This is a genomic window from Gordonia crocea (genome assembly GCF_009932435.1).
GTDB lineage: Bacteria > Actinomycetota > Actinomycetes > Mycobacteriales > Mycobacteriaceae > Gordonia > Gordonia crocea.
In genome coordinates, this window is record NZ_BJOU01000001.1 from 77,421 (window position 1) to 99,898 (window position 22,478).

Annotated in this window: 21 protein-coding genes; 6 read left to right on the forward strand and 15 right to left on the reverse strand. The window is 67.7% G+C overall.

What is annotated here, in order from left to right; translation table 11 throughout:
• The first annotated feature begins 52 nt into the window (after positions 1–52).
• Complete coding sequence (locus nbrcactino_RS00370) at positions 53–1,324, forward strand: competence/damage-inducible protein A (protein ID WP_161925563.1); 1,272 nt, start codon at positions 53–55, stop codon at positions 1,322–1,324.
• Positions 1,325–1,333: 9 nt separating this feature from the next.
• Here nbrcactino_RS00370 and nbrcactino_RS00375 read toward each other — a convergent pair whose 3' ends face one another.
• The 10 genes from nbrcactino_RS00375 to nbrcactino_RS00415 form a co-directional block, all read right to left on the reverse strand.
• Positions 1,334–2,005, reverse strand: coding sequence for a hypothetical protein (locus nbrcactino_RS00375; RefSeq protein ID WP_228460586.1), 672 nt, complete (start codon positions 2,003–2,005; stop codon positions 1,334–1,336).
• Between the two features lie 13 nt (positions 2,006–2,018).
• On the reverse strand, positions 2,019–2,339 hold the full coding sequence (locus nbrcactino_RS00380; protein WP_161925564.1) for a putative quinol monooxygenase: 321 nt from the start codon (positions 2,337–2,339) through the stop codon (positions 2,019–2,021).
• Between the two features lie 94 nt (positions 2,340–2,433).
• Positions 2,434–2,880, reverse strand: coding sequence for a nuclear transport factor 2 family protein (locus tag nbrcactino_RS00385; RefSeq protein ID WP_228460587.1), 447 nt, complete (start codon positions 2,878–2,880; stop codon positions 2,434–2,436).
• A gap of 23 nt (positions 2,881–2,903) precedes the next feature.
• Positions 2,904–5,933, reverse strand: a complete 3,030-nt coding sequence (locus nbrcactino_RS00390; RefSeq protein WP_228460588.1) for an MMPL/RND family transporter — start codon at positions 5,931–5,933, stop codon at positions 2,904–2,906.
• Positions 5,934–6,005: 72 nt separating this feature from the next.
• The gene (locus nbrcactino_RS18060; protein WP_228460589.1) at positions 6,006–6,293 is read right to left on the reverse strand and encodes a hypothetical protein; all 288 of its coding nucleotides are present in this window, start codon (positions 6,291–6,293) and stop codon (positions 6,006–6,008) included.
• Complete coding sequence (locus nbrcactino_RS18065) at positions 6,290–6,628, reverse strand: TetR/AcrR family transcriptional regulator (protein WP_228460590.1); 339 nt, start codon at positions 6,626–6,628, stop codon at positions 6,290–6,292. The genes nbrcactino_RS18060 and nbrcactino_RS18065 overlap by 4 nt, the downstream gene beginning before the upstream one ends.
• A gap of 276 nt (positions 6,629–6,904) precedes the next feature.
• On the reverse strand, positions 6,905–7,117 hold the full coding sequence (locus nbrcactino_RS00400) for a hypothetical protein (protein ID WP_161925565.1): 213 nt from the start codon (positions 7,115–7,117) through the stop codon (positions 6,905–6,907).
• Positions 7,118–7,234: 117 nt separating this feature from the next.
• On the reverse strand, positions 7,235–7,627 hold the full coding sequence (locus tag nbrcactino_RS00405; RefSeq protein WP_161925566.1) for a PPOX class F420-dependent oxidoreductase: 393 nt from the start codon (positions 7,625–7,627) through the stop codon (positions 7,235–7,237).
• A gap of 4 nt (positions 7,628–7,631) precedes the next feature.
• A complete protein-coding gene (locus tag nbrcactino_RS00410; RefSeq protein WP_161925567.1) occupies positions 7,632–8,300 on the reverse strand; it encodes a DcrB/PsbP domain-containing protein in 669 nt (222 codons plus the stop codon).
• Between the two features lie 123 nt (positions 8,301–8,423).
• Complete coding sequence (locus nbrcactino_RS00415) at positions 8,424–11,831, reverse strand: DEAD/DEAH box helicase (RefSeq protein ID WP_161925568.1); 3,408 nt, start codon at positions 11,829–11,831, stop codon at positions 8,424–8,426.
• A gap of 197 nt (positions 11,832–12,028) precedes the next feature.
• Between nbrcactino_RS00415 and nbrcactino_RS00420 the strand changes: the two genes are divergently transcribed.
• Positions 12,029–12,184: a hypothetical protein gene (locus nbrcactino_RS00420; RefSeq protein WP_161925569.1), complete on the forward strand. Its 156-nt coding sequence runs from the start codon at positions 12,029–12,031 to the stop codon at positions 12,182–12,184.
• Positions 12,185–12,255: 71 nt separating this feature from the next.
• Here nbrcactino_RS00420 and nbrcactino_RS00425 read toward each other — a convergent pair whose 3' ends face one another.
• Both nbrcactino_RS00425 and nbrcactino_RS00430 read right to left on the reverse strand, forming a co-directional pair.
• On the reverse strand, positions 12,256–13,881 hold the full coding sequence (locus nbrcactino_RS00425) for an acyl-CoA synthetase (RefSeq protein ID WP_161925570.1): 1,626 nt from the start codon (positions 13,879–13,881) through the stop codon (positions 12,256–12,258).
• Positions 13,882–14,038: 157 nt separating this feature from the next.
• Positions 14,039–14,767 (reverse strand): class I SAM-dependent methyltransferase, encoded by a 729-nt coding sequence (locus nbrcactino_RS00430; protein WP_161925571.1) that lies wholly within the window; start codon positions 14,765–14,767, stop codon positions 14,039–14,041.
• A gap of 58 nt (positions 14,768–14,825) precedes the next feature.
• On the opposite strand from nbrcactino_RS00430, the gene nbrcactino_RS00435 reads away from it, so the two are divergent.
• Positions 14,826–15,959, forward strand: coding sequence for a glycosyltransferase family 4 protein (locus nbrcactino_RS00435; protein ID WP_161925572.1), 1,134 nt, complete (start codon positions 14,826–14,828; stop codon positions 15,957–15,959).
• On the opposite strand, the gene nbrcactino_RS00440 is transcribed toward nbrcactino_RS00435, so the two are convergent.
• Both nbrcactino_RS00440 and nbrcactino_RS00445 read right to left on the reverse strand, forming a co-directional pair.
• A complete protein-coding gene (locus nbrcactino_RS00440) occupies positions 15,893–17,629 on the reverse strand; it encodes an MmpA family trehalose lipid delivery protein (protein ID WP_186343276.1) in 1,737 nt (578 codons plus the stop codon). The genes nbrcactino_RS00435 and nbrcactino_RS00440 overlap by 67 nt on opposite strands.
• A complete protein-coding gene (locus nbrcactino_RS00445; protein ID WP_161925573.1) occupies positions 17,626–18,546 on the reverse strand; it encodes an HpcH/HpaI aldolase/citrate lyase family protein in 921 nt (306 codons plus the stop codon). Before nbrcactino_RS00445 ends, nbrcactino_RS00440 begins: the two co-directional genes overlap by 4 nt.
• A gap of 111 nt (positions 18,547–18,657) precedes the next feature.
• Here nbrcactino_RS00445 and nbrcactino_RS00450 point away from each other — a divergent pair, with 111 nt between their 5' ends.
• Positions 18,658–19,839: a polysaccharide biosynthesis protein gene (locus tag nbrcactino_RS00450; protein ID WP_228460591.1), complete on the forward strand. Its 1,182-nt coding sequence runs from the start codon at positions 18,658–18,660 to the stop codon at positions 19,837–19,839.
• On the opposite strand, the gene nbrcactino_RS00455 is transcribed toward nbrcactino_RS00450, so the two are convergent.
• On the reverse strand, positions 19,808–20,614 hold the full coding sequence (locus tag nbrcactino_RS00455) for a polysaccharide deacetylase family protein (protein WP_161925575.1): 807 nt from the start codon (positions 20,612–20,614) through the stop codon (positions 19,808–19,810). The two genes, nbrcactino_RS00450 and nbrcactino_RS00455, sit on opposite strands and share 32 nt — an antisense overlap.
• A gap of 371 nt (positions 20,615–20,985) precedes the next feature.
• Between nbrcactino_RS00455 and nbrcactino_RS00460 the strand changes: the two genes are divergently transcribed.
• Positions 20,986–21,330, forward strand: coding sequence for a hypothetical protein (locus nbrcactino_RS00460; RefSeq protein WP_161925576.1), 345 nt, complete (start codon positions 20,986–20,988; stop codon positions 21,328–21,330).
• A 626-nt stretch (positions 21,331–21,956) separates the two neighbouring features.
• Entirely contained in the window at positions 21,957–22,475 is a 519-nt protein-coding gene (locus nbrcactino_RS00465) for a hypothetical protein (RefSeq protein ID WP_161925577.1), read from the forward strand.
• Positions 22,476–22,478: the final 3 nt, after the last annotated feature.

Genomic DNA, 22,478 nt, shown 5'->3' on the forward strand with positions numbered 1-22,478 from the left:
CGGGAAGACTACGGACTTTCCGGCCCCCACGGTTGTCCTTAGACTCGATACGGTGAGCGCACGCGCGGGAATAGTCGTCACCGGCACCGAGGTGCTCAACGGGGAGATCGCCGACCAAAACGGGCCGTGGGTCGCCGCCCGACTGCTGGAGCGCAGCGTCGACGTCGCACACACGACGATCTGCGGCGACCGACCCGCCGACATGACCGCACAGCTACGCTTCCTCGCCGACCACGGCGTCGACCTGATCGTCACCACCGGCGGCCTGGGCCCCACCGCCGACGACCTCACCGTCGCGACCGTCGCCGACTTCTGCGACCGCCCCCTGCACACCGATGCCGCCTTGCTCGACGAGATCGCCGCGATCATCCGCGGCTGGGGGCGCTACCCCGACGAGCTGCCCGCATCGGTCACCGCATCCATCGCCAAGCAGGCCCTCGTGCCCGACGGCGCCCAACCCATCTCCCCCACGGGCACCGCGCCCGGCCTCGCCATCCCCGCCGCCGACGGCCGGCCGGCAATCCTCATCCTGCCCGGACCCCCGCGCGAACTTCAGGGCATGTGGCCCGACGCCCTCACCGCCGCACCGATCGCCGCCGTCCTCGCCCGTGCCGACGACCTGGAACACCAAAGGATGCGGGCCTTCGGCCTGTCCGAGGCCGACCTCGCCCACACCCTGCAGCGCGCCGAACTCACACTGGCCCGGTTCAGCACGCTCGAGGTGACCACCTGCATTCGCGGCGGCGAACTCGACATCAGCACCCGGTTCCCCCGCGCCGAGGAACACACTTATCTCGAACTGAAACAGCTTCTGCAACAAGCACATCCACGAGAAGTCTTCTCCCCCGACGGCACCACCCTCGACGACCTGCTGGCCGAAGCCCTCGCCGGCACGACCATCGCCACGGCCGAATCATGCACCGGCGGAATGGTGGCCGCCCGCCTCACCAACCGACCCGGTTCCTCGTCATATGTCCTGGGCGGCATCGTCTCCTACGCGAACTCGGTGAAGACCGGTGTGCTCGGGGTTCCCGCCGCCTTGATCGACGAGCTTGGTGCGGTCAGCGAGCCGGTGGCCGCCGCGATGGCCGACGGGGCCCGCCGCGTCACCGGCGCCGACATCGCCGTCTCCACCAGCGGTATCGCCGGACCCGGCGGCGCGGTGGCCGGCAAACCGGTCGGCACGGTGTGTTTCGGGCTCGCGATGGCCGGACGCGAGACGACGACGGTGACCCGACGCTTCCCCGGCGACCGGGCCCTGGTCCGCACCCTGTCCACCACCTTCGCGCTGCACCTGGTCCGGCAGGCGCTCGCCGCAGCGTAGTCGGCTCGCCTAGAGCCGCCAGTGGTACCGACTGCTCGGCACCAGGTCAAGCCCGTCCCCGGCCCCGAATTTCGCGACGCTGGCCATCAGTTCATTGATGCGCCGGGCCAGTTCGGCATCGTCGCCCCGACTGCCATAGAACTCGTGCGGATCTGCCATGGCGGCCATCGGGAAATGCTCCTCGACGATCCCGGCGAGCGCGGGCGACCCGTCGGTCACCACCTCGTCGACGATGTTCTGCACATAGGCCGCAGTGTTCTGGGTGCGAATCGCCACCGCCGTGTGCTCCAGCATCCAGTAGTCGAGGTAGTCCTGCTGCGCCATCGTCGGCGGCCTTCGCAGCAGCGCCATATTCGCCAACACGTCGGCGCGCCGCCCATCGGGCACCGGACGCGGGTCGAGCCGGACGATCTCGGTCACCCGATACGCATCCGGGCGCACCCCCGTCGCCTCGGCCACCGCATCGATCACCGGCCGGGCCTCACCCTCGGTCCACACCGACAGCACCGCGGTCACCGGTCGTGCCGCGTGCAGCCGCATCGCCGGGGCTACCGCCTCGTCGTCGACGTTGACCTGCAGCGCGCTGGCCCCTGCCGCCGCCAACGCCGCCCGCAGCGCGGGGTCGAGCACCGCCGCGGTGACCCCATCGCCGCCGACGGTGAGCATCAGCTTCGTCGACATCGCCGAACCTGAATCAGTCCACGGCGAGAACGCTCAACGGCTCCCAACCGTCACCCTCGACCTGGCGCACGATGATGTCGGGAGTCTTCGCCAGGAACGGGGCGATCGTCGCCCCGCCGGCCTGGAAATGCGCACTCTGCGCATGCGCCGCGAATCCCTCGTCGGTGTAACCCTCCACGACGATGAACTCGTTAGGGTCGTCGATGCTGCGCGACCACAGGTACCACAGGTTTCCCGGCTCGGCCCGCGTCGCCTGCACCAAGTCGGCGATGGCGGCCGGGAACTCGTCGGCGAGTTCGGGTTTCACATAAAACCGAAGGTTCACAATCTGCATAGCCGCCACGCTACCGGCTATCCGGCGCGCTCGACGGCAAAGGTGCCACACCCCGCCACCACCGGCAGCGCCAGCAGGATCCATCCACGCTCAATCAGTCCGCGACGAAGGGATTGTTTTCGAACCATTCGTTGTCCTCGATCAGCCGGGTACTGCGCCAGCCGTCGGCGGTCCGCACCAACGTGTGGTTGTAGTAGCCCCCGCAAAACGACGACCCGTCGACGCCGGGGATCTGCAGCTGGTTGTAGAACATCGCCCGCACCGTCGCGGTGTCCCCGTCGATCTGGGCGTCGATGTTGGTGATGTAGTGCATGGTCAGCGGCAGGATCGTCAGGTTCTTCGACAGCCAGTCGACCGTCTCGTCGAGGGTGCCGGCCTCACCGTGCGGCGCCGAGGTGTAGTCGATCCACGCATCGGGGGTGAACACGCTGCGGTACCTGTCCCAGTCGCGAGAATCCACCGCCGTGGCGTACCGGGTCAACAAGCGGGCGATCTCCGCCTCGTCGAGCAGTCGCTGCAGGGCAGCCGTCTCAGCACTCACCGGACCTCCATTCTCCCGTCACCCTAGCCCCCGGCGACGGCTCGCGTTGGACGACCGCCAGGCCACCAACTGACCTCGCCGAGCATCGTCGCAATCGCGGGCACGGTCAGCGTCCGCACCACGAACGTGTCCAGCAGCAACCCCATCCCGATGATGAATCCGGTCTGCACCATCAGCCCCACCGAACCGGCCATCAGGCCAAACATGCTGGCCGCAAAGATCAGCCCGGCCGAGGTGATCACCGCCCCGGTACTGGCAACGGTCCGCATCACCCCCACCCGCAACCCGGCCGCCGACTCCTCCCGCAACCGCGACACCAGCAACATGTTGTAGTCGGCCCCCACCGCCACCAGGATGATGAACGCCAACACCGGTACCGGCCAAAAGATCGCCTGCCCCAGGATGTGCTGGAACAGCAACACCCCCAGCCCCAGCGCCGCGGTGTAGTTAAGGATCACCGTTGCCACCAGGTAGATCGGCGCCACCACCGACCGCAGCAGCACCATCAGAATCACCCCGACGATCAGCAGCGTGAGGATCGCCAGCAGCCGGAAATCTCGTCGCACCAGTTCTTGCAGATCAGCATTGATCGCCGGGAATCCGGCGACCCGTACCGTCGCGCCGGCCAACCGCGTATTCGGCCGTGCTGCCTCGGCCACCTCGGCGATCCGGTTCGACAGTTCCACGGCCGCAGGCGAATAGGGATCAACGTCGGCCTGGACCGCGTACCGGACTGTGCGCCCATCGGGCGAGATGAACTGTCGTGCGACGGTGGCGAAATCCCGATTCTCGTAGGCCGCGGCTGGCAGGTAGAAGCCGCTCGCCGCCTCCGAGCCGGCCGTCTGCGTCGCGGCCAACCGCAGCGTCGCAGCCACCTGCCCCATCCCGGTAAGCGTCTCCATCGTCGAATCCACCAACGCACTCACCCCGGCGGCCAGCTGCGCCGAACCATCGGCCAGCTGCCCAATCCCGACGCGCAGCTCGGCGAACCGTTGCGCCACATTCATTCCCGCCACCGCAGCCAACTGCGTGTCCATACTCGCCAATGCCCGGTCCAGGTCGGTGGCCATCGCGCCAATCGGACGCTCCCCGCGCCGCGCCCCGTCGGCCAGCGCCGCCACCTGGTTGAAGAACCCGGCACGCCGCAGTTCCACCAACTGGCGCAGGTGGGTCCGGACCGGCGCGCACACCGGCACACCGGCGCATCCAGCCCCCTCCAGCGCGCGCAACGCCGGTTCGAGTGCCGCCACCGCCCGCCCGGCGTCCCGGGCGGTTGCGGCCGCCGGGGCGATCTGTGCCGCGTCATCGAGCTGCGGCGCCACCTGCGCCAACTGCCTTACCCAAGGCCGGTAGGTCCGCAAGGCCTGCGCGGTGTCCGCCGCCCCGTCGACGGCACCGATCAAGGGCGCCAACTCGGTGTCCACCCGACGACGCAGTTCACTCAACGCCGCGGCGAGCTGCCGCGATCCCGACCGCAGCAGCTCCAGGTCCGACTTGCGCGCCTCGCCTTCGGCAACAGCAGTTCCCAACCGTTTGCCGATCTCCCCGTTCTGCCAGGACAGTCGGGCCTGCGTCAGTCGCTCCCCGGTCGGCCGAGTCACCCCGACCACCCGGGTGACACCGGGCAGCTGCGCGATCCGTGCCGCCATCTGGTCCAGATCGGCTAGCCCGGTCGCGGTCCGCAGATCCTGCGGAGCACTCACCAGAACGAACTGGGAAACCGCGATGTCCTTCGGGAAATGCGCATCCAACAGCGCATACCCCTGGTTGCTGTCGGTGTCGGCGGGCTGCCCGGCACGGTCGTCGTAGCTGGTCACCATCCCCAACGCGATGAGACTGAGTGCCACCAACACGACGACACTGCTGGCCAGCATCGCCTGCGGGCGGCGCACCACCAGCGCACCCACCCGGCGCCAGTGGGTCGCGGTGAGATCGGTGCGCGGCAGACCGTGGCCGCGGCGGGCCGCGATCATCAACGCCGGTTGCAGCAGTGTCAACGACGCCGCACAGGTCACCATGATGGCGATCGCGCAGGCCGGCCCGACGGTCTTGAAGGCGCTCAGGTCCGCGAACACCATGGCCATCAAGGCCAATGCCACGGTCAGCGCAGACGCCAGGACGACCCGGCCGATACTGGCCGTCGCAGCGACCACCGCGTCCGCGGGCGACTCGCCGGCCCGGATCCGCTCGTGGTAGCGCCCGATGACGAACACCGAATAGTCGGTGCCCGCGCCGAGCAGGATCGCGGTGAGAAAGGCCGTTGAGTACTGCGAGATCGGCAGTCCCGCCGTGCCCAGCGCCGCCAACATCCCGCGGGCGACGGCCAGACTCGCGCCGATCACCAGCAAGGGCAACAGGGCGGTCACCACCGAGCGGTACACCACCAGCAGGATGAGGCCGATCAGGATCAGCGTCGCGATCGAGATGACCAACAGGTCGGCCTCAGCCGTCTCGGTCTGGTCGGCGAAGGTCGCCGCCGGTCCAGTGACGTGCACAACGGTTCCAGACCCGTCGAAGACCTCTTCCGCCGTTACTCGGACGGCGTCTATCGCCTCAGCTGCGTCGGGGCCGCCGAAGTGTCCGGTCAACCCCAGCGGCAGCCACCAGGCCTTTCCGTCGGCACTGACCACCTGTTTTGCGGCAATCGGATCCGACAGCAGATCCCGGACCGACTGCACATGCTCGGGCTGGGCCCGCAGCCGAGCGACCAACCGGTCATAACCGGTGCGTGCGGCACCGTCGATCCCCTTCGGGTTGCCCATCACCACGAAGGCGGTCGCCGCGGCGCCCGGCTCATGGAAGGCTTCGCCCATGGCGGTCAACGCCTGCAGGGATGCGACGCTGGCCGGTATCGGATCGACGGCCTGCTTTCTCACCACCGCTTCCAATTGCGGCACAACCGCATTCAGCGCGATCGCGGCGAGGAGCCAAGCGCCGATGACGATGGCCTTGTGGTCGATCGAGTAGGCCGCGAGCCGGCGCAGAACCTGGCTGTCGGCAGCATGGTTGCCGCCCCGGCGTAGCCGGTTGACCACGATGTTGTGTACTCCCACCGCCGACTCCCCTCCACAACGCTACTTCCGGTAGCGAAACGATACCGAGAGTAGCGTTTTCTGGCGGGAGAATCAGGAATCTGGGTCAACGGGCACGGTTCGGGCCGCCAAGAAATCGTCGACGACACGCCGCCGACCCGCACGGTCGATAGCCACCACACCGTCCCCGGTCAGCCGGGCAAGCAGCACCGGGCCGACCACCTGTGCAAACGCCACATCGCCGTCGACCTCCCCGATCTCGTGCACCGTGGACTCGCTGCGTAACACGGCGTCGAACGGTTCCCGATACTGCCGGATCAGCCGATCCCGCAGATCGACGACGGCGGCCGCCCCAACATGGTCCCCCTCATCAAGACTCACCGCGAGCCAGCGATCGTGGTCACCGGCACCGGTGCCTGATCGAGTTGTTCGACCAACCAGTCCAGCGCAGCGACCAGATCGTCGCGCACCACACCGGTCCTCGGCGGCGCCACGACGTCAGGAAGCATCCGTTCCAGCGCCGCCGCAATCAGCTCGGTGGTGCTGTCGAAATGCCGGTACAGCGTGGTGCGAGCCACCCGCGACACCCGGGTGACGGCATCGACCGTGACCGCCTGCACGCCACCCCGGTTCAACAGCGAAGCAGCCGCGTCCAACAGTCGCTTGCGCGAACGCACCTTGCGCGCGTCGATCTCCGGTTCCGGTTGCGCTGTCACATCAATCTCCCAACCCGGCCGCGACGAATGTCCGACCACTATAGATCCGGGGCCCGATCACCCGATGCGCCAGACGACCCGCTCTGGCCGGCGCGATGATTGCACCATGCCCGACCCGAACCCCACCCCGGCGTTGTCGCGGCGCACCTTCCTCGGCGTCGCCTACCACGTCCACACCGCCGGTGAACCGGTTAGCTGCTGAGAATGCGACACAGACGAGGCGCCGAGGGAAGTCTTCCCTCGGCGCCTCGTCTGGGGGCTTTTCTCAGCAGCGAATCACGGTGCCAGCCAGGTCGGGTAGCCGACCTGCGGGTTCATGTCGCACACCACCAGCGATCCATCGCTCGGCTCCTGGGCGGTGTCGCCGACGGACTGGCAGGCGGTACCCATCAGGACGCTGCGCTCGGACTGCTGATCCGGTTCGGCATGGGCCGCGCCGGCCACCCCAAAGGCCAGGGCGATTGCTCCAGCAACGATCGCTGTCTTCATCGTCGACTCCCAACATGCTCGTCTACCACCATCGACGATAGGTCGATCCGCCGAAGGTAACAACCCACGAACGGTCCCGACGATGCTCCGTACGCACCGCGGATCGCCGAGGAAGGCCTACACATCGCGGGAGTTGACCGTGAGTCTGTGCGCTTCGCGCTCCTCGTCGAGGCCGAAGCTGATCACCCGTTCGGGATGGATCCGGACAATCGCGCCCGATTCCCCGGTACCGGGTACGGCCTCGCCGCGGCCCCGAATCTCCACGCAGCGGACCCGCCACGGCTTGACCGAGGCGAGATCGTCGACGACGAGTGCTACCCGGCCGTTCTCAGCGACGTTGCGATACTTGCGACTCTGATCCATGTTGTATCCCCCGACATCGACCGTCCCGTCGTCGTTGACCGAGAAGCCGACCGGGCTGTTCTGCAGCGTGCCGTTCGGCTTCTGCGTCGCCAAACGACCCAACCGTTGACTCTTCAAATAGGCCAGTTCGCTATCGGTGAATGCCATGGTGTCATCCTCCTACCTGCGCCCCGGCGAAGTAGGCGACCCGAACCCCGACCCGGCTCGGTGGGCCAAAGTCAGGCGCCCCGGCACCGAGTTTGCCGACCTGGACCGTCCAGATCGGAGTCGAACGGTCGACGGCGGTAGCAGCGTCGCCGCCCTGCAGCACAACCTCCTGCTGCGAGCCGGTGCACGAGTAGGCGCCGACCATCCCATCGGATCTCCCGCCCCACGCGCCACCCACCCGAGCGCGGCACTTGCGGCCGTCAGCCAGTTCCATCCCCCACGGCTCGGGCTCGGCCTTCGGCTCAGCACCCAGCGGCAACTGCCCCGCGGTGATCGTCCAGCCGATAAGCACCTTGTCCCACGGTGTCACCCCGCACAGCAACGTGTTGTCCTTCCCCGGCCAACACACATCGGCCGATTGCGCCGACGCACCGCACCCGCCAAACACCCCCATCGTGGTCGCCGCCCGACTGATCGTCGCGTACTGGCAGTCGATGGTGTTGTCGCCAGTCATCGGTTCCATGTGAAACCCGTTGGCGGGTTTGCCGTCAACGACCGCGACGATCGTCACAACCTTCGTTGACTTCTCCGGACCCGCACCGGGGCGGACATCACACGCGGACAGCCCGAGTGCCAGCACCCCGGCACCCAACAGCACGATCAGTTTGCGCATGACTCCACCATGCCCGACCGGCGTGCGCCTGCACCGTCATTGCTGCCAGAAGTGGCCAAAATCCGGGGGGTCGAGGGAAATATGCCCTCCAGGCCCCTCAATTCGACCACTTCTGGCAGGTCCTCAGGTCGGCAATGTTCCCTCGCCGAGCAACTCGCGGATGTCGCTCTCGCTGATCCCGGCGCCGAACAAGTCGCCCTCGTCGACCACCGCAGTGAATAACTCGCGCTTGCGGTCCTGCAGCGCGATGACCTTCTCCTCGATGGTCCCCGCCGACACCAAGCGGTACACGGTCACCGGCCGAGTCTGGCCGATGCGGTGGGCTCGGTCGACAGCTTGGGCTTCGGCGGCCGGGTTCCACCACGGATCGCACACAAAGCAGTAGTCGGCCTCGGTCAGGTTCAACCCGAATCCGCCAGCCTTGAGGCTGATCAGGAAGACCTGCACCTGCCCACCGGTGAACCGGGCGATCTCGGCCGAGCGCGCCTTCGCCGTCATCGACCCGTCGAGGTAGGCGTAGCCGATGCCCAGCTCATCGAGACGCTCGCGCACCAGCGCGAGGAATCCGGTGAACTGGCTGAACACCAGCGCCGAATGCCCCTCGGCAATCAGCTCGGGCAACTGCTCGGCGAGATGATCGATCTTCGCCGACGCGACACCGGCATCCTTCTCGTCGACCAGTCCGGCATGCAAGCTCAGCTGTCGCAGCATGGTGAGCGATCGGAAGATCTCGAACCGGTTGCGTTCCCAATCCCCCAGCAGCCCAAGGACTTTCTGCCGTTCACGGTTGAGCCGGGTCTGGTAGATCTTTTCGTGCTTGGGGTGCAGGTCCAGGGCGAGGATCTGTTCCTGCTTTGGCGGCAGATCCTTCACCACTTGGTCTTTGGTGCGCCGGAGCATGATCGGGCGGATCCGGCGGCGCAGCAGGGCGAGGCGCTGCGGCTCGGCACCGGATTCGATCGGCTTGCGGAAGTAGTCGGTGAACGCCTTGGGCGAGGGGAAGAGTCCCGGCGCACTCACCGACAGCAACGCCCACAGTTCCATCAGGCTGTTCTCCATCGGCGTGCCGGTCATCGCGACCTTCATCTGCGCGGTGAGCCGGCGGGCGCACTGGTGGGTCTTGCCGTTGTGGTTCTTGATGAACTGCGCTTCGTCGAAGAACACTGCCGCCCAATCGAAGGACTCGAAGGCGTCGAATTGCAGCCGGAACAGGGTGTACGACGTGACGACGATCCGCGCGTCACCGATCTGCTCGTCGACCGGCCCGTCGGTCCGCACCGACGACACCGATACCGCTGGCGCCGACGGTAAGAACTTGGCTGCTTCGCGCACCCAGTTCCCGACGACGCTGGTGGGTGCGATCACCAAGAACCGCGCGTCGGGATCGTCCTGCAGGGCGCTGGCGATCAACGACAATCCCTGCACCGTCTTGCCCAACCCCATGTCATCGGCGAGGACTCCGCCGATCCGGTTGTCCCACAAGAACTTCAGCCAGTTGTAGCCGTCGAGCTGATAGTCGCGCAGCTGCGCCTGCAGCGTGGGTGGCGGGGTGCCGGGCTCGGGCAGCGACGCCGTCGCGAGGTGGACCATCCGTTGTTGCCACCGGACCAGATCGCCGTCGACGACGCCGAGGGAGAGCAGTTCCTCCCACAACGTCGCGTTGTAGGACTCGCGGCGCACCCGCGATCCCTCGATCTCCCCCAGCGCCCGTGCTTCGTCGAGCAACTCGGCCAGCCGCGCCAGCGCCGGATGGTCGAGCGGGAAGTAGGTCCCGTCGTCGAGGAGCATGTGCGTCGCGCTGCTGTTCAACTCGACGATCAGCCGGTCCAGCGGCACCACCGCGCCGTCAACCTCGACCCGCACGTGCAGGTTGAACCAGTCGTTGCCGCCGTCGTCGGCGGTCAGCGTGATATCCGGATCGCCCTGCGCGGCGCGGAATCGGTCCGCGTCACCGTCGACCTCGACGTGGATCCCGTGTTCGCGCAGCAGCGGCAACACCTCGTGGCAGAGCACTGCGGCGTCGACGGGCGAATAGGTATAGACGCGACGCAACAGGTCCACATCGGCGATCCGGGCGGCGTCGGGCACCGACGGCGCTTCGGCAAGATCGTCGATCCGGTTCTGCAACTCGACCCGGGCCGGTGGACCTGCGTTGCGCATGTCCTGCTGGAGGTGGTGGATGGCCTGGTTGCGCCACCGGCCGCACACCGCGGCGACCGTCTGCATCGCGTCGCGCACCTGCGCCAGCGCACGTGACTCCGCCTCGACGTCGCGGTACGCCAGTGCGCCCGACCCCGCGGCGACGGGCTTGAGGCGACCATTGATCTCGTAAGCGGCACCCCAGCGGACCCGCGCACCCTGCTCGTTGAGGTCGATCCGCAGCAGTTCAAACGGCCCGTCGATCCTCGGCTTGACGATGGCCTCGTCGTCGACGAGCACCGGCAACGACGCCGGCAGCGTCGGCACCACTTCGGTGGCGAACTCCGCCACTTCCTCCTCGGGGATGTGCATCGCCGGGGCGGCGAGCAGACGCTCCAGCCCACGGTCATCACCGGGCGAAGTGAACGGACCGATCAGCATTGCCGTCCCGCTGATCGAGAACATCCCATGCGGGCGGGGGACACCGATCAACCCCACCGGTCCACCGTCGTACGCCTCGTGGTTGACGTGCACGAAGGTCCGCACGGTGATCCCACCGCGGTCGCCGGTGGCACGAGACACCTCCAGCCCTACTCCGGAGGTCTTAATCAACTCCACCGACGCCACGCCCAGCGTCGGCGATGGCAACAGGGCCACCCCCGCGTCACGAGCCCGCTCCAGCAGATCCCAAATGTCGGCGGGGGCCGAGCCGAGCGCGAGTGAACCACCGCTGTGTGCCTGATAGTTCGTCGCGAAGGCACGGGCGATCCCGCGGATCGCGCGCAACTGCTCGTCGTCGTACTGTTCTGGGTCGAACCGCCCCGACATCCCCGGCACATAGCCCGACCCCGCGACCGTGGCCGTCCAGTTGATCCCGGTCTTGATCCAACTTCCGGTCTTGCCCGTGGTCACCAACGCGATGGTGGGCGCCGGGTGTTGCGCGTACTGCGTGGCCTTGGGCAGATGAAACTGGATACCCAACGAACGGCCGAGCGCCACCGCCGAAGGCCCCGGTGCCGTCTGCGCGGTAAGCCCGCCCAGGACCGTGCGCCAGGGGGAGCCCGCCGGGCCCCCTGCCCCTGCTGCCGGGTCCCGCGACTCGGTGACCAGAAGCGCGACGGCGTGCTTGCACTCAGCACCGACCGGACAGGTGCACGTTGCGACAGTCAGACTGCGGCCACCGGCCCCCTGGGCCGCGAACTGCACAACGACGTCGTAGACACGCCCAGAGCCGACACACTTGGCGCGCAACGACAGCCCGTCGTCGGACCAGGTTCGGTTCATGATGCGGCCGCGGTCAGCGTAGCCGATCCCCCGTTGAATACTGCCGGGATCGAAGTCGTCGTAAAGATCCGCGGCGGTGAAGAACTCCAACGGATCGAACGACGGCATGGGACCAGGGTAGGCGGTAGCCCCGACCGTTGTCCGGGACGGGCGCGGAGTCCCCGACGAACACCGCGCCGACATTGTCTGAACCCTGGCGGACGGATTCCCAGGAACCGTCCAGGCTGTGACACGTTGCTGCGGAGGTGCGCTGGATACGTTCTTGGTGGTTGAAGAGTTCGACCCCGGCACGAAAGGACAAGACGATGCCTCGTCACCACCACGATTACGACTACGACCGCCCGCGCCACCACGGTGGATACGGGAACGATGGCTACGGCCCGGGCTGGCGCCACCGCCGCCGCTACCGCCGCCGCATGTGGGATGCGCACCGCCGTCGCCACTATTACGGCTGGTACTGAGCACCCGCGATCCGCGACGCAAAAGGGCCCGACTGCTGCAGCAGTCGGGCTCTTGCGCTGGGGCAGGTCGGCTAGGTCAGCGGCCCAGTTGGCAATTCCCGGCGCACGAGTTTGCCGGTCGGGTTACGCGGGAGATCGTCGACAATAACGACATCACGCGGCACCTTGTAGCGCGCCAGATTTGCCTTGACGTAGGCGCGGATCTCGTCCTCGGTGGGCTGCTTACCCTCGGCCGCGACGATGAAGGCCCGCAGCCGCTTGCCGAACTCCTCGTCGTCCACCCCGATCACGGCGACATCGGCAACATCGGGATGCGCCGCCAGCAGGTTCTCCACCTCTTGCGGGTAGAGGTTCTCCCCACCGGAAACGATCATGTCGTCGTCACGCCCGGCGATGTGCCACAGGCCGTGTTCGTCGCGCAGCGCCATGTCGCCGGTCGACATGTAACCGTCGATGACCTGCTTGCTGCGACCGTCGGTGTACCCCTCGAACGGCGCACCGTTGCGCACGAACAGCCGGCCGGGCACGTTGCGCGCGGTGACCTGTTTGTCGTTGTCGTCGTAAAGCCGCAGATAGCTTGAGATGGGCGGTTTCCCGATAGACCCGGGCGCCAGACGCAGGTCTTTCGGCTGGGCGACGGCCGCGACCGCGACCTCAGTCGAGCCGTACAGGTTGTACAGCGTGTCGCCGAAGGTGTCCTGCCACCGCTCACACAGGGCAGGCGGCAACGCCGACCCGGCGACCACGACGGTCTTGAGCGACGAGGTGTCGTACTTGGCGATGACCTCGTCACCCAACGCGAGGATCCGGTACAGCATGGTCGGGACCGCGACGAGCACCTCGGCCTTGTGCTCGGCAATGGCCTGCAGCGTCTTCTCCGGATCGAAGCGGCGCATGAGCACGGCGGTGTTGCCCAGTGCCGTGGACACCCCCCACATCGCCCACCCGGTGGAGTGGAAGATGGGTGACACGATCACCGCAGCCTTGCGCTGCGGCAGCGGGATCCGGTCGAGGATGAGCGCACTGGCGAACGGTGAGAGCTTCGCGCGCTGGGCCCCCTTGGGCAGCCCGGTCGTTCCGCTGGTCAGGATGACGAATCCGGCGAACTCCGAGGGAACCGGCGGCTTCGCGGTGTTGCCGGTGGCAGCGATGTCCTCCAGGACGCGAATTCCTTTGGGCGCCTTGGTATCGACCCAGGTAAGGGTTCGCTTGTCGGCCGGGAAGTCGGCAACGAGGTCGCTGAACTCCTCGTCGTAGAACATGGCTTTGATGCCCTCACGCTCAGCCACCTCGTTGAACTGCGGCTTGCCGAAGCCGGTGTTCATCATGGCCAGCCGGATCCCGGCTCGGCCGGTTGCGGCGATCATCGTCAACAGGCCGCGGTGGTCGCGGGCAATCACGCCCACCACATCGCCTTGGCGCAGACCATCGGCATGCAATTGGTTGGCGACGGCGTTGGCCCGCGCATCCAACTCTGCGTACGTCAGGGTGCCTGCTTCATCGACCACCGCCGGTTGGCCTGGATACTCGCTCGCAACATGTCCGACCACCGTGGCGACCGGCCCCACCAGTTTGGCCAGCTTGGCCGCCTCGGCCGCCTTCCTGGGCTGCTTGAGATTGATCGCTCCGGAATTCTGGAGCACCTTGATGGCGCCGATAGTGTCCGAGATCTGCTCGATAACGTTGCGCAGTGCCATGTGCACCTTTCCCCTCGTGCCCACCAGCCCTAACGGGTTTCTGACTACGGGCGTTGTCCGACGATCAGGTTAGCGGACCGCTATGACTGGCACCACACTAGCCAGTGACTCGCCGTGTGACGGGCAAACCGCTGACACAAACCGGCCGGGTGCCGCATCACCCGTCCCGACGCAGCACCAGTACCAGATTCGTGGCGGCGACCTCGCGCACGCCCGGAACCTTGAGAACCCACCACATCCACCGGGGTAAGTACCGAGGGAAGGCGCCGAGTAACGAGGCGCCGCGCGCACTTCTTGCCCACGCCAGCCCCTGTGCCGCAGTGACTTTGAACAGCGACTCGCCGTAGAAATTCTTCGGCGGGTGCCCGTGGCGCCGGGTGTAGCGGGCCGCGGCGCGGTGACCGCCCAGATAGTGGGTCAGCCCCATCTCATGCCCGCCGAATGGCCCCCACCACAGCGTGTAGCTGATGATGATCACCCCACCGGGGCGGGTCACCCGGATCATCTCGTCAGCCATCTCCCACGGCCGCGGCGTGTGCTCCACCACGTTCGACGACAAGCACACGTCCACCGAGCCGTCGGCGAACGGCAGCGCCTCCCCTGCCGCGCGCACCGTCGTGCGGTGGGCCAGCCCAGCGGCGCGCAGTTCGCCGGCATCGGGGTCGACGGCCAGATAGCGGACCCCGCGTCGGGCAAAGGCATCGGCGAAGTAGCCCGGCCCACCCCCGACGTCGAGCACCACCGCCCCTCCCGTGCCTGCCAGCGCATCGACCATCTCCGCGGTATCGACGGCCAATGCGCCGTAGAAGCGCGCCGGATCAGACTGCTCGTAGCGGAAGTCGCGGAGCAGGCCCCAGGCCCGGCGCCACGTCGCTTGGCGTTTCATGCGGTCGAACACAGCAGGAACAGTAGTCGCCACCCGGGTGCGTATCCTGGTCGGAGTTATGTCCGCCCCCGCGTCCGCCCCCGTCATCACCCTGCTGTGCTGGCGCGATCTTGAACACCCCCAAGGCGGCGGCAGTGAGCGCTACATCCAACGGGTCGGCGCCGAACTGGCGAGGCGCGGCGCCCGAGTGACCTTGCTGACGGCGGCATTCCCCGGCTGCGACGCTGAGACCGTCGTCGACGGCGTGCGGATCATCCGCCGCGGCGGACGGCTGTCGGTGTATCCGCGCGCGCTGCTCATCCTGGCCGGCGCACGGCTGGGCATCGGACCGCTACGCGGCATCTTTCCCGACGTGGTGGTCGACACCCAGAACGGGGTGCCGTTCTTCGCGTCGCTGCTGACCCGGCGCGTCGTCGTGCTGGTGCACCACTGTCACCGCGAGCAGTGGCCGGTCGCGGGTCCGGTGCTGTCGCGAATCGGCTGGTGGATCGAGTCGCGACTGTCGCCGTGGGCGCATCGCCACCGACGCTATGTCACCGTCTCGGCACCGTCACGAGACGAGCTCGTCGGCCTCGGCGTCGACCCGACGCGGATCTCGGTGGTGCGCGCCGGGATCGACCCGCCGCACGCGGTCGATGTGGCCGCGGACGAGTACCGGATCGTTGCCCTGTCCCGCCTGGTGCCGCACAAGCAGGTCGAGCATGCCCTCGGAGTCGTCGCCGCCCTGCGCACCGATATCCCCGACCTGACCCTCGACGTCGTCGGCGGCGGCTGGTGGGGCGACCGGCTGCGCGCCCATGCCGAGGCGCTGGACATCGCCGACCGCGTCCACTTCCACGGCCACGTATCCGAGGCACGCAAACACGAGCTGCTCGCCAGCGCGCACGTGCACCTCATGCCGTCACGCAAGGAGGGGTGGGGCATCGCGGTGATCGAGGCAGCACAGCACGGCGTGCCAACAATCGGGTACCGCTGCTCGGCCGGGTTGACCGATTCGATCGAGGACGGGGTGACTGGGCTGCTCGTCGACGGCCCGGCTGAGCTCGCTGCCGCCACCCGCGAACTGCTGGAGAACCCCGACGAGGCCCGTAGCCTGGGTACGGCGGCCCGCGAGGCCGCCGCCGGCTACTCCTGGTCGGCCACCGCCGACGGATTCACCGCGGTCTTCGAGCAGGTCCTGGCGCCGCGCTGACCGATCCGGCCCGCCACCAGTACCAGCGCGGAAAACAACCCGAGCAGCCACACCAGGTGGGCCCCGATGACCACCGCGCGGGATAACGCCGACGCCCCGGGAATGACCGCCGGGTTCTCGATCCGGTACAGCCGCAGATAGTCGCCGTCGAAAACCGGTGTCGCCGTGGACAGCCCAGATGGAGTGCCCGTGCGCTCCGGTTCTTCGACGAGCACCCAGCCAACCCCGTGAGACGCCAACACCGACGGCCCGGCCCCCTCGGTCAGCGCGCGCTCCAACGCGGCCGCGCGGCGCGTCGGGTTGGCGTCGACGGTCGTGCCGTCGATGTCGAGGGCACCGGATTCGAGGACCGGTGCGCGTAGCAGTCGCCGCGCCGGGTCGAGGCTGGGCGTCGAGGTGAACGAGTAGTCCCGGATCATTCCGGTGGGCCAGAGTGCCACCGCCCCTTGATCTTTCGGGATCATCTGGGCCACCGTCTGCCAGTCGGCGGGCAGGTCCACCGGATGGAGGCGCGCCGCACCATCGGGAAGCGGTGCGACGATGAGCACCGCCACACCGGTGAGCGCGAACCCGGCCGGGACGAACCGGCCCAGACCCGCAACCGCCCCCGCCACCCCGATGGCGACGGCGGGCAGGCACAACGCAAGGAACTTCTGGGTGTCCCGGAACAGCCCGGCCCCGGCGATGTGCTCGACCGCCCACCCCATCGTCGAGACTCCCCAACTCGTCGACGCGAGGACGACGAAGGCGACGGTGGTGAGTGCCAACGCCGCGGCGATGATCGCCAGCCCCCGGGATTCTCGACCCTCCCGACGGCGCAGGTGCCACCACCCGGCCGCCACCACGGCGAGGAACAGGACCGTCGCGACCGCGGCCCACCACGTGGTGCGGCTCGCGGGCACGGCGTCGGCATTCCAGATTCCGGCCATGCCGAATGCAGTCAGCACGCGCCCCAGGCCCGGCTCGGCCCGCAACGAGAACACTTGCGCCCCGGCCGGATCCCCGACCGTCGACGCGGATCCCAGCGCGGTCGCAACGAGCCACGGTGCAGCGCCGATCACCACGGCGGCCAATGCCGCGAAGAGTCGTCGCGGGTTGGTCGGGGCCGGGAGGATCACCGCCGCCAGCACCGCGGCTGCGGCCAGCACGGAACCGGTCGGGGTGAGCCCCGCACCGAGAACCGCAGCCCACAACAGCGGCCAGCCCGCTGCCTCCGAACGCCAAATACGTTCGGCGGCAACAAGAATCCACGGGATGGCGGCGTACCCGGCGAACAAGCTCCAGTGGCCCTGCATCATTCTCTCGACGACCCACGGATTCCACACCGCGACAAGCGCCGCAGCGCACCGAGGCGCCCAGCCAGCGTCGGACACGACTCGTCCGGCAAGGATCCCGGCGCCGATTCCGCTGAGCATCAACGCGATCCAGGTCAGGGCGATGACGACGCCCGTCCCCGGAAGGACGGCGCCGACCATCGCCAACAGCGCGTCCTGGGGCACCGCCCGCGCGGGGCTCTCGCCCAGGCCTAGTGCGGCGTCAGTCAGGTAGGACCGCGGCGTCGACACCGCATCGCGCATGAGCAGCGAACCGCCGCGCATCCCCGCGCCGAGGACGAGTGCGCTGCTGCCCGCGCTGACCGCGAGCAGTGCACCCGACCCGCGTCGACTCAATAGTGGTACGTATCCGAAGGTGCGGTGGAATGCCCGGCCTCGTCGGTGGCATAGGTGCTGGTGGTGATCCCGTACGCCCGAGCCAGGTCGAGGATCTTCGTGGCCCGGGCGATCCGGGGCAGGTCCGAACCATTGCGGATCTCGCCCCCGTCGGCGTCGAACTCCGCGAAGAATTCGCGCGCCCACTTGATGTCGTCCTGCGAGGGCGAGAGGCCCTCGTTGACCGGCGCACACTGGTCGGGGGTCAGACAGATCTTGCCGGTCATGCCGAACTCGACGCTGACCGAGGTGGCTTCCGAGAGCTTCAGCGCGCTCGAACCGACTGTGGGGCCGTCGATCGCACTGGGCAGGTGCGCGGCCTTCGCCGCGATGGTGAAGCGCGACCGCGCATAAGCGAGCGTCATTGGGTTCTCGCCGAAGCCGGTGTCGCGGCGGAAGTCGCCGATGCCGAAGGCCAGCCGGAACGTGCCCTTGGCCGACGCGATCTCGCCGATCCGCTCCAGGCCGCGGGCGGTCTCCACCAGCGCGACGATCGGCACATTGGGCAGCCGGTTCGCCGTCTCGGTCACATGGTCCATCGACTCGACCATGGCCAGCATGACGCCGCCAACCGAGGTCTTCGACAGTGCCGCGAGGTCGTCAGCCCACCAGGGAGTACCAAAACCGTTAATGCGGACCCAGTCGTCGTGGCCCTCGGTCATCCATCGCACCGCATTGTCGCGGGCGGCCACCTTATCCTTCGGCGCTACCGCGTCTTCGATGTCGATGATGACGATGTCGGCACGCGACCGCGAAGCCGGTTCGAACCGCTCAAACTGGGCACCATTGACGAGCAGCCAGCTGCGCGCCAGTACCGGATCAATGCGCGACCCAACATCCTCGGCGTCGGGGTTGGTCACGAATTCTTGGTCGTACACGCCCTCTATCGTCGCCTATCCCTCCCGGCGATGCCAAAGCGGCCGGGCACAACGGGCAGACTTAATGCCGTGAGGGTTGTCGGCGGCGGGCTCGTGCGCTCAGTTGGAGCGGTGACTGTCGGGGCGATGGTCGCCAATATCGCGGCCTACCTGGTGGCGCTGCCGGCCAGTCGCGCCCTGGGCGCGGTCGACTATGGGGTCTTCGGCGTGGTCATGGCGGCGATGGTCATCGCGGCCGCGCCGTCGATGGCGGTGCAGGCGGTGATCGCACGCGAGGTGGTGCGGGGCCGGCCGGGGCTGACCACCTTGGGGCTGCGGGCGGCAGCCCTGGTGGCGATGTTTTCCCTGGTGGCCGGCGTCGTGCTGGTGCCGCTCACCCGGATACCGATGTCCGCAGCGGCTGCTGGCCTGGTGATGGCTCCGCTGATCACGGTGACCGCCGCCGCCCAGGGTTTCCTGCAAGGGCGCGGCCAGTTCCACCGCCTCGGATGGTTGTTGGGCCTGGTCGGCCTACTGCGGTCGGGACCGATCATCGTGGCGCTGGGACTAGGGGCGGCGGCGACCGGCGCACTCTGGGCCGGGGCGTTGGGGACTCTCGCCGCGGCGGGTGTGGCCTGGAGTCTGCTGAGAATCTCCCCCTCCGATACCGCCAAGGGAAGTGTTCCCCCCGATGCCCACCAGGGGAACACTTTCAGCAGCGGTGCCGGGGTAGGGAGCGTGCTGGCCGCCTCCCAGGTCCAGTTGGCGCTGCTGGTGGCGGTATCGCTGGACCTGCTGCTGGCCCGCGTGGTGCTCTCGGCCACCGACGCTGGCGTCTACGCCCTCGGCGCGGTGGCGACGAAGGCCGCCTTCTGGTTGCCCCAGGCGATTGGCACGGTCGTCTATCCGCGCCTCGCCGCGCCCGAACGCGACTCCCGTTCGCTGCGGATGGCACTAGGCGTGGTGGCTGGCATCGGCGCCGTCACCGTCGTCGGGACCTGGGTGCTGTCCCCCCTCGTCCCCCGAATCGTCGGCGAGGAGTACCGGCCGCTGACCGGGATCCTGTGGCTGTTCGCCGCCACCGGCGCGGTGCTGTCCCTGCTCGCGCTGCTCCTCCTGGCCGTGATCGCAGTCCGGCGGACGACCATCGGGCTGGCGGTCTGGGCCTGCACCGCTCTCGAGGCCGTGGCCATTCTCGGGTGGGCCGACTCGGTGACGTCGCTGGTCGCCATCGCGGCGACCGCGGCGACCGTGATGACGGCCCTCTGTCTGGTCGCCGTGATCAGCGCGGAGCGAAGTAGTCGTCGAGCGTGACCATCTGCAGTCGGCGCTGCCGGATGATCGTCGTGAAATGGTCGTACACGCGCGTGACCGGATCATCGTTGGCGTGGCCGATCACGATTCGCTGTGGCCGAAAGTACCTGCGGGCGGCGCCGATCAGAAACTTCTCGGTGACCAGTCCCGAATCGGACAGGGAGCCATCCCATAGCGTGGGCATCGTATAGCCCAGGCTGGCGGCGACCGCGTCGACCTGCGCGTTCCGGTAGCCGAAAGGCGGGCGGTAGTAAGGAGTGCCATCAACACCGTAGGTATTGCGCAGGAAGCGCTTGGTCCGGGTCAACTCGTCGGCGCATCCCCGTGCAGTCAGTGATGTGAGGTCGGGATGGCTCCAACTGTGGTTGCCCAGTTGCACCTGGCCTGATTCCACGAGCGGGACGAGCGCGGCGCGGTTGTCCCGCCATGCGTCGAACTGACCGGTGACAAAGAACGTGAACCGCGCCCCGGTGTCCTTGGCGAATTGGCAGTAGGCGCCGACGACTTCCGAACTCGCGCCGTCATCGATGGTGAGCGCCAACGCCCGGCCGGTTCCCGGCAGCGCGGTGATCGTTTCCGCCGGCAGGCGAACACGGGTCGACGGCAGCGGGCCTGCCAGCGGCAGCCGCGGCGGCGGAGTGGTTGACGGTGGTGTGTCCGACGGCGGTACGGCCGTCCCGCTGGACACCCCGATGCCGGTGGTTCTGTCCGCACAACCGGTCAACAGGCCAGCGGTCCCCGCCGCCAACGTCGCAAGAAAGTGCCGTCGGTCCACCCAAAGCACTGTATCGGGCTATTCCGACAAATCCGACACCCATCGGGGCGGCGGGGGTGGGTTCATCCGACAGGGGCCAAGTCGGGTAGTCCGCTACTCATCCCCGGACACGGAACCAGCCGTAGCGTTTTGAGCACGCCGCCCCCAGGCAGGCGGACGTTCCCCGGAGTTGAAAGGCCATGGTCATGTATCTAAGAACACGGTTGTTGCTCGCGGCGCTCTTCGCCGCCATTCTCGGACTGCTCGGGGTTGCGACTCCCGCCCCAAGCCAGGCTCGACCCGACTATGGAAATCTCAAGCGGGCTCCGTGCCCACATTGCCCCAAGATCAAGCCACCGTACCTTCGCCCGGCAGTAAGTTTCACAGCCTGGATGCCGGCCGCATTCGACCAGGCGACCGAATATGGATCCGGCTACGGCGGCCCGGTCAAGGTGGGGTACGGCTGGGACGACGGTGCGATAACCACCGTCACCGGAGCCTCTCCGCTGCGCAAGACCGCGTTGGCCCCCACCAACAACGCGACCTTCTACTTGCGCGTCTACGTCCAGCGCGGCGTGACCTACCGCACCGGTGGCGGTACATCGAACCTGTGGTACCCGGGCTGTCAGACCAAGATCGGCGGAAAGGTCGTCGATACCCGAAAGCCCAGTCCCGCGCCGGATAGGAAGATCGGCGAGTACGCCACCTGCACGGCCTACGCCCATCAAGCGGGTTAGGACGCTCCGAGCTGGCCCGAACACCCAGCCGAACGATGTTCAGGATCAGGAATCCGATATTGACCAATTCGGTGTATGATTGTGCAAATAGTTCTAGGATCGGACTCAGCGGCGAGCATTGGCACCGCACAGCAAGGCTCGACATGAAAGCCAGAACCAAGACCAGCAGAATCGCTTGGGCCACCCCCATCCCCGCCCGCCGGAAGCGCCGTCGCCGCGGCGGAGGCGGAAACGGCGGCGGCGAGTAGGTTGCGCGAACCCCACTAGCCGCGACAAGCCCCACACCATTTCGGTGTGGGGCTTGTCTCGTACTACCGGGCTGCGCGACCGACTAGGTGTACTGACCGCCAGGCTGGATACACGGTCGCCGAGGTGAGGGGGCGTGGCCGCGATCGTGGTTGTAAGCCTGCAGGAAGGACCGGTGTGTCGGCGATCGGCGCCAGCGGGACCGGTGGCCAGCACCGCCAAGACGGTTCGCCCATCCAGCGCCGACACGAGCGGCGAATCGGACAATCGGAGTTTCACGCCGTCGCGGACCGAAATTCGCCAACTTTAATCCTTGAATCCTCAAATAGGCGCACTATAGGCGGGTCGGAACGCATTACCAGCAGAAAGGAACCTCCCCGATGAGAATCAAACAACTCCTGGCTGCCACGGCCATCGGTACTGCGGTGGCCACCGGCGGATCCGTGACCACGGCCGTCACGCACGCCGCACCGATGCAGTGGTATGGCCCTGTGCAAGAACGCTCCGGACAAGCCGAGTTCTGGCTAGTGGGCACTACAGCCAACAGCGGCTGGTATTACACCACCCGCTACGGCGGGATCTACCGCGTCGTCCTGCAACAGCGCGACGAGAATCGCTACAGCGCCGACAAGCTCCAGAGCTGGAAGACGATCGCGGCATTCGGCGAGAAAGAACGCTTCGGCAGTCGACGCAACGTCTGGAGCATGGGCTGGGGAGCCCGCTTCGCGGACTTCCGCCTCTGCCGGCAGAAGCCCAAGTGGTGGAACCTCCGCCAAGACACCTTCGACTGCTCGCGCACAGTGCGCATGAACGGCCCTAGCGCACCCCGTAGGCCCCGCGGCGGCGGGGGCGGTAACGGAGGCGGCGAAGGGGGCCCAACTGTCACCGCGAGCGGCTGACCC

Excerpts from the sequence above, each read along its gene's own strand:
- nbrcactino_RS00375 (WP_228460586.1), bottom strand. The coding sequence starts at position 2,005 with ATGTCGACGAAGCTGATGCTCACCGTCGGCGGCGATGGGGTCACCGCG.
- nbrcactino_RS00380 (WP_161925564.1), bottom strand. The coding sequence starts at position 2,339 with ATGCAGATTGTGAACCTTCGGTTTTATGTGAAACCCGAACTCGCCGAC.
- nbrcactino_RS00400 (WP_161925565.1), bottom strand. The coding sequence starts at position 7,117 with ATGAAGACAGCGATCGTTGCTGGAGCAATCGCCCTGGCCTTTGGGGTG.
- nbrcactino_RS00405 (WP_161925566.1), bottom strand. The coding sequence starts at position 7,627 with ATGGCATTCACCGATAGCGAACTGGCCTATTTGAAGAGTCAACGGTTG.
- nbrcactino_RS00410 (WP_161925567.1), bottom strand. The coding sequence starts at position 8,300 with ATGCGCAAACTGATCGTGCTGTTGGGTGCCGGGGTGCTGGCACTCGGG.
- nbrcactino_RS00415 (WP_161925568.1), bottom strand. The coding sequence starts at position 11,831 with ATGCCGTCGTTCGATCCGTTGGAGTTCTTCACCGCCGCGGATCTTTAC.
- nbrcactino_RS00420 (WP_161925569.1), top strand. The coding sequence starts at position 12,029 with ATGCCTCGTCACCACCACGATTACGACTACGACCGCCCGCGCCACCAC.
- nbrcactino_RS00425 (WP_161925570.1), bottom strand. The coding sequence starts at position 13,881 with ATGGCACTGCGCAACGTTATCGAGCAGATCTCGGACACTATCGGCGCC.
- nbrcactino_RS00430 (WP_161925571.1), bottom strand. The coding sequence starts at position 14,767 with ATGAAACGCCAAGCGACGTGGCGCCGGGCCTGGGGCCTGCTCCGCGAC.
- nbrcactino_RS00435 (WP_161925572.1), top strand. The coding sequence starts at position 14,826 with ATGTCCGCCCCCGCGTCCGCCCCCGTCATCACCCTGCTGTGCTGGCGC.
- nbrcactino_RS00460 (WP_161925576.1), top strand. The coding sequence starts at position 20,986 with ATGCCGGCCGCATTCGACCAGGCGACCGAATATGGATCCGGCTACGGC.
- nbrcactino_RS00465 (WP_161925577.1), top strand. The coding sequence starts at position 21,957 with ATGAGAATCAAACAACTCCTGGCTGCCACGGCCATCGGTACTGCGGTG.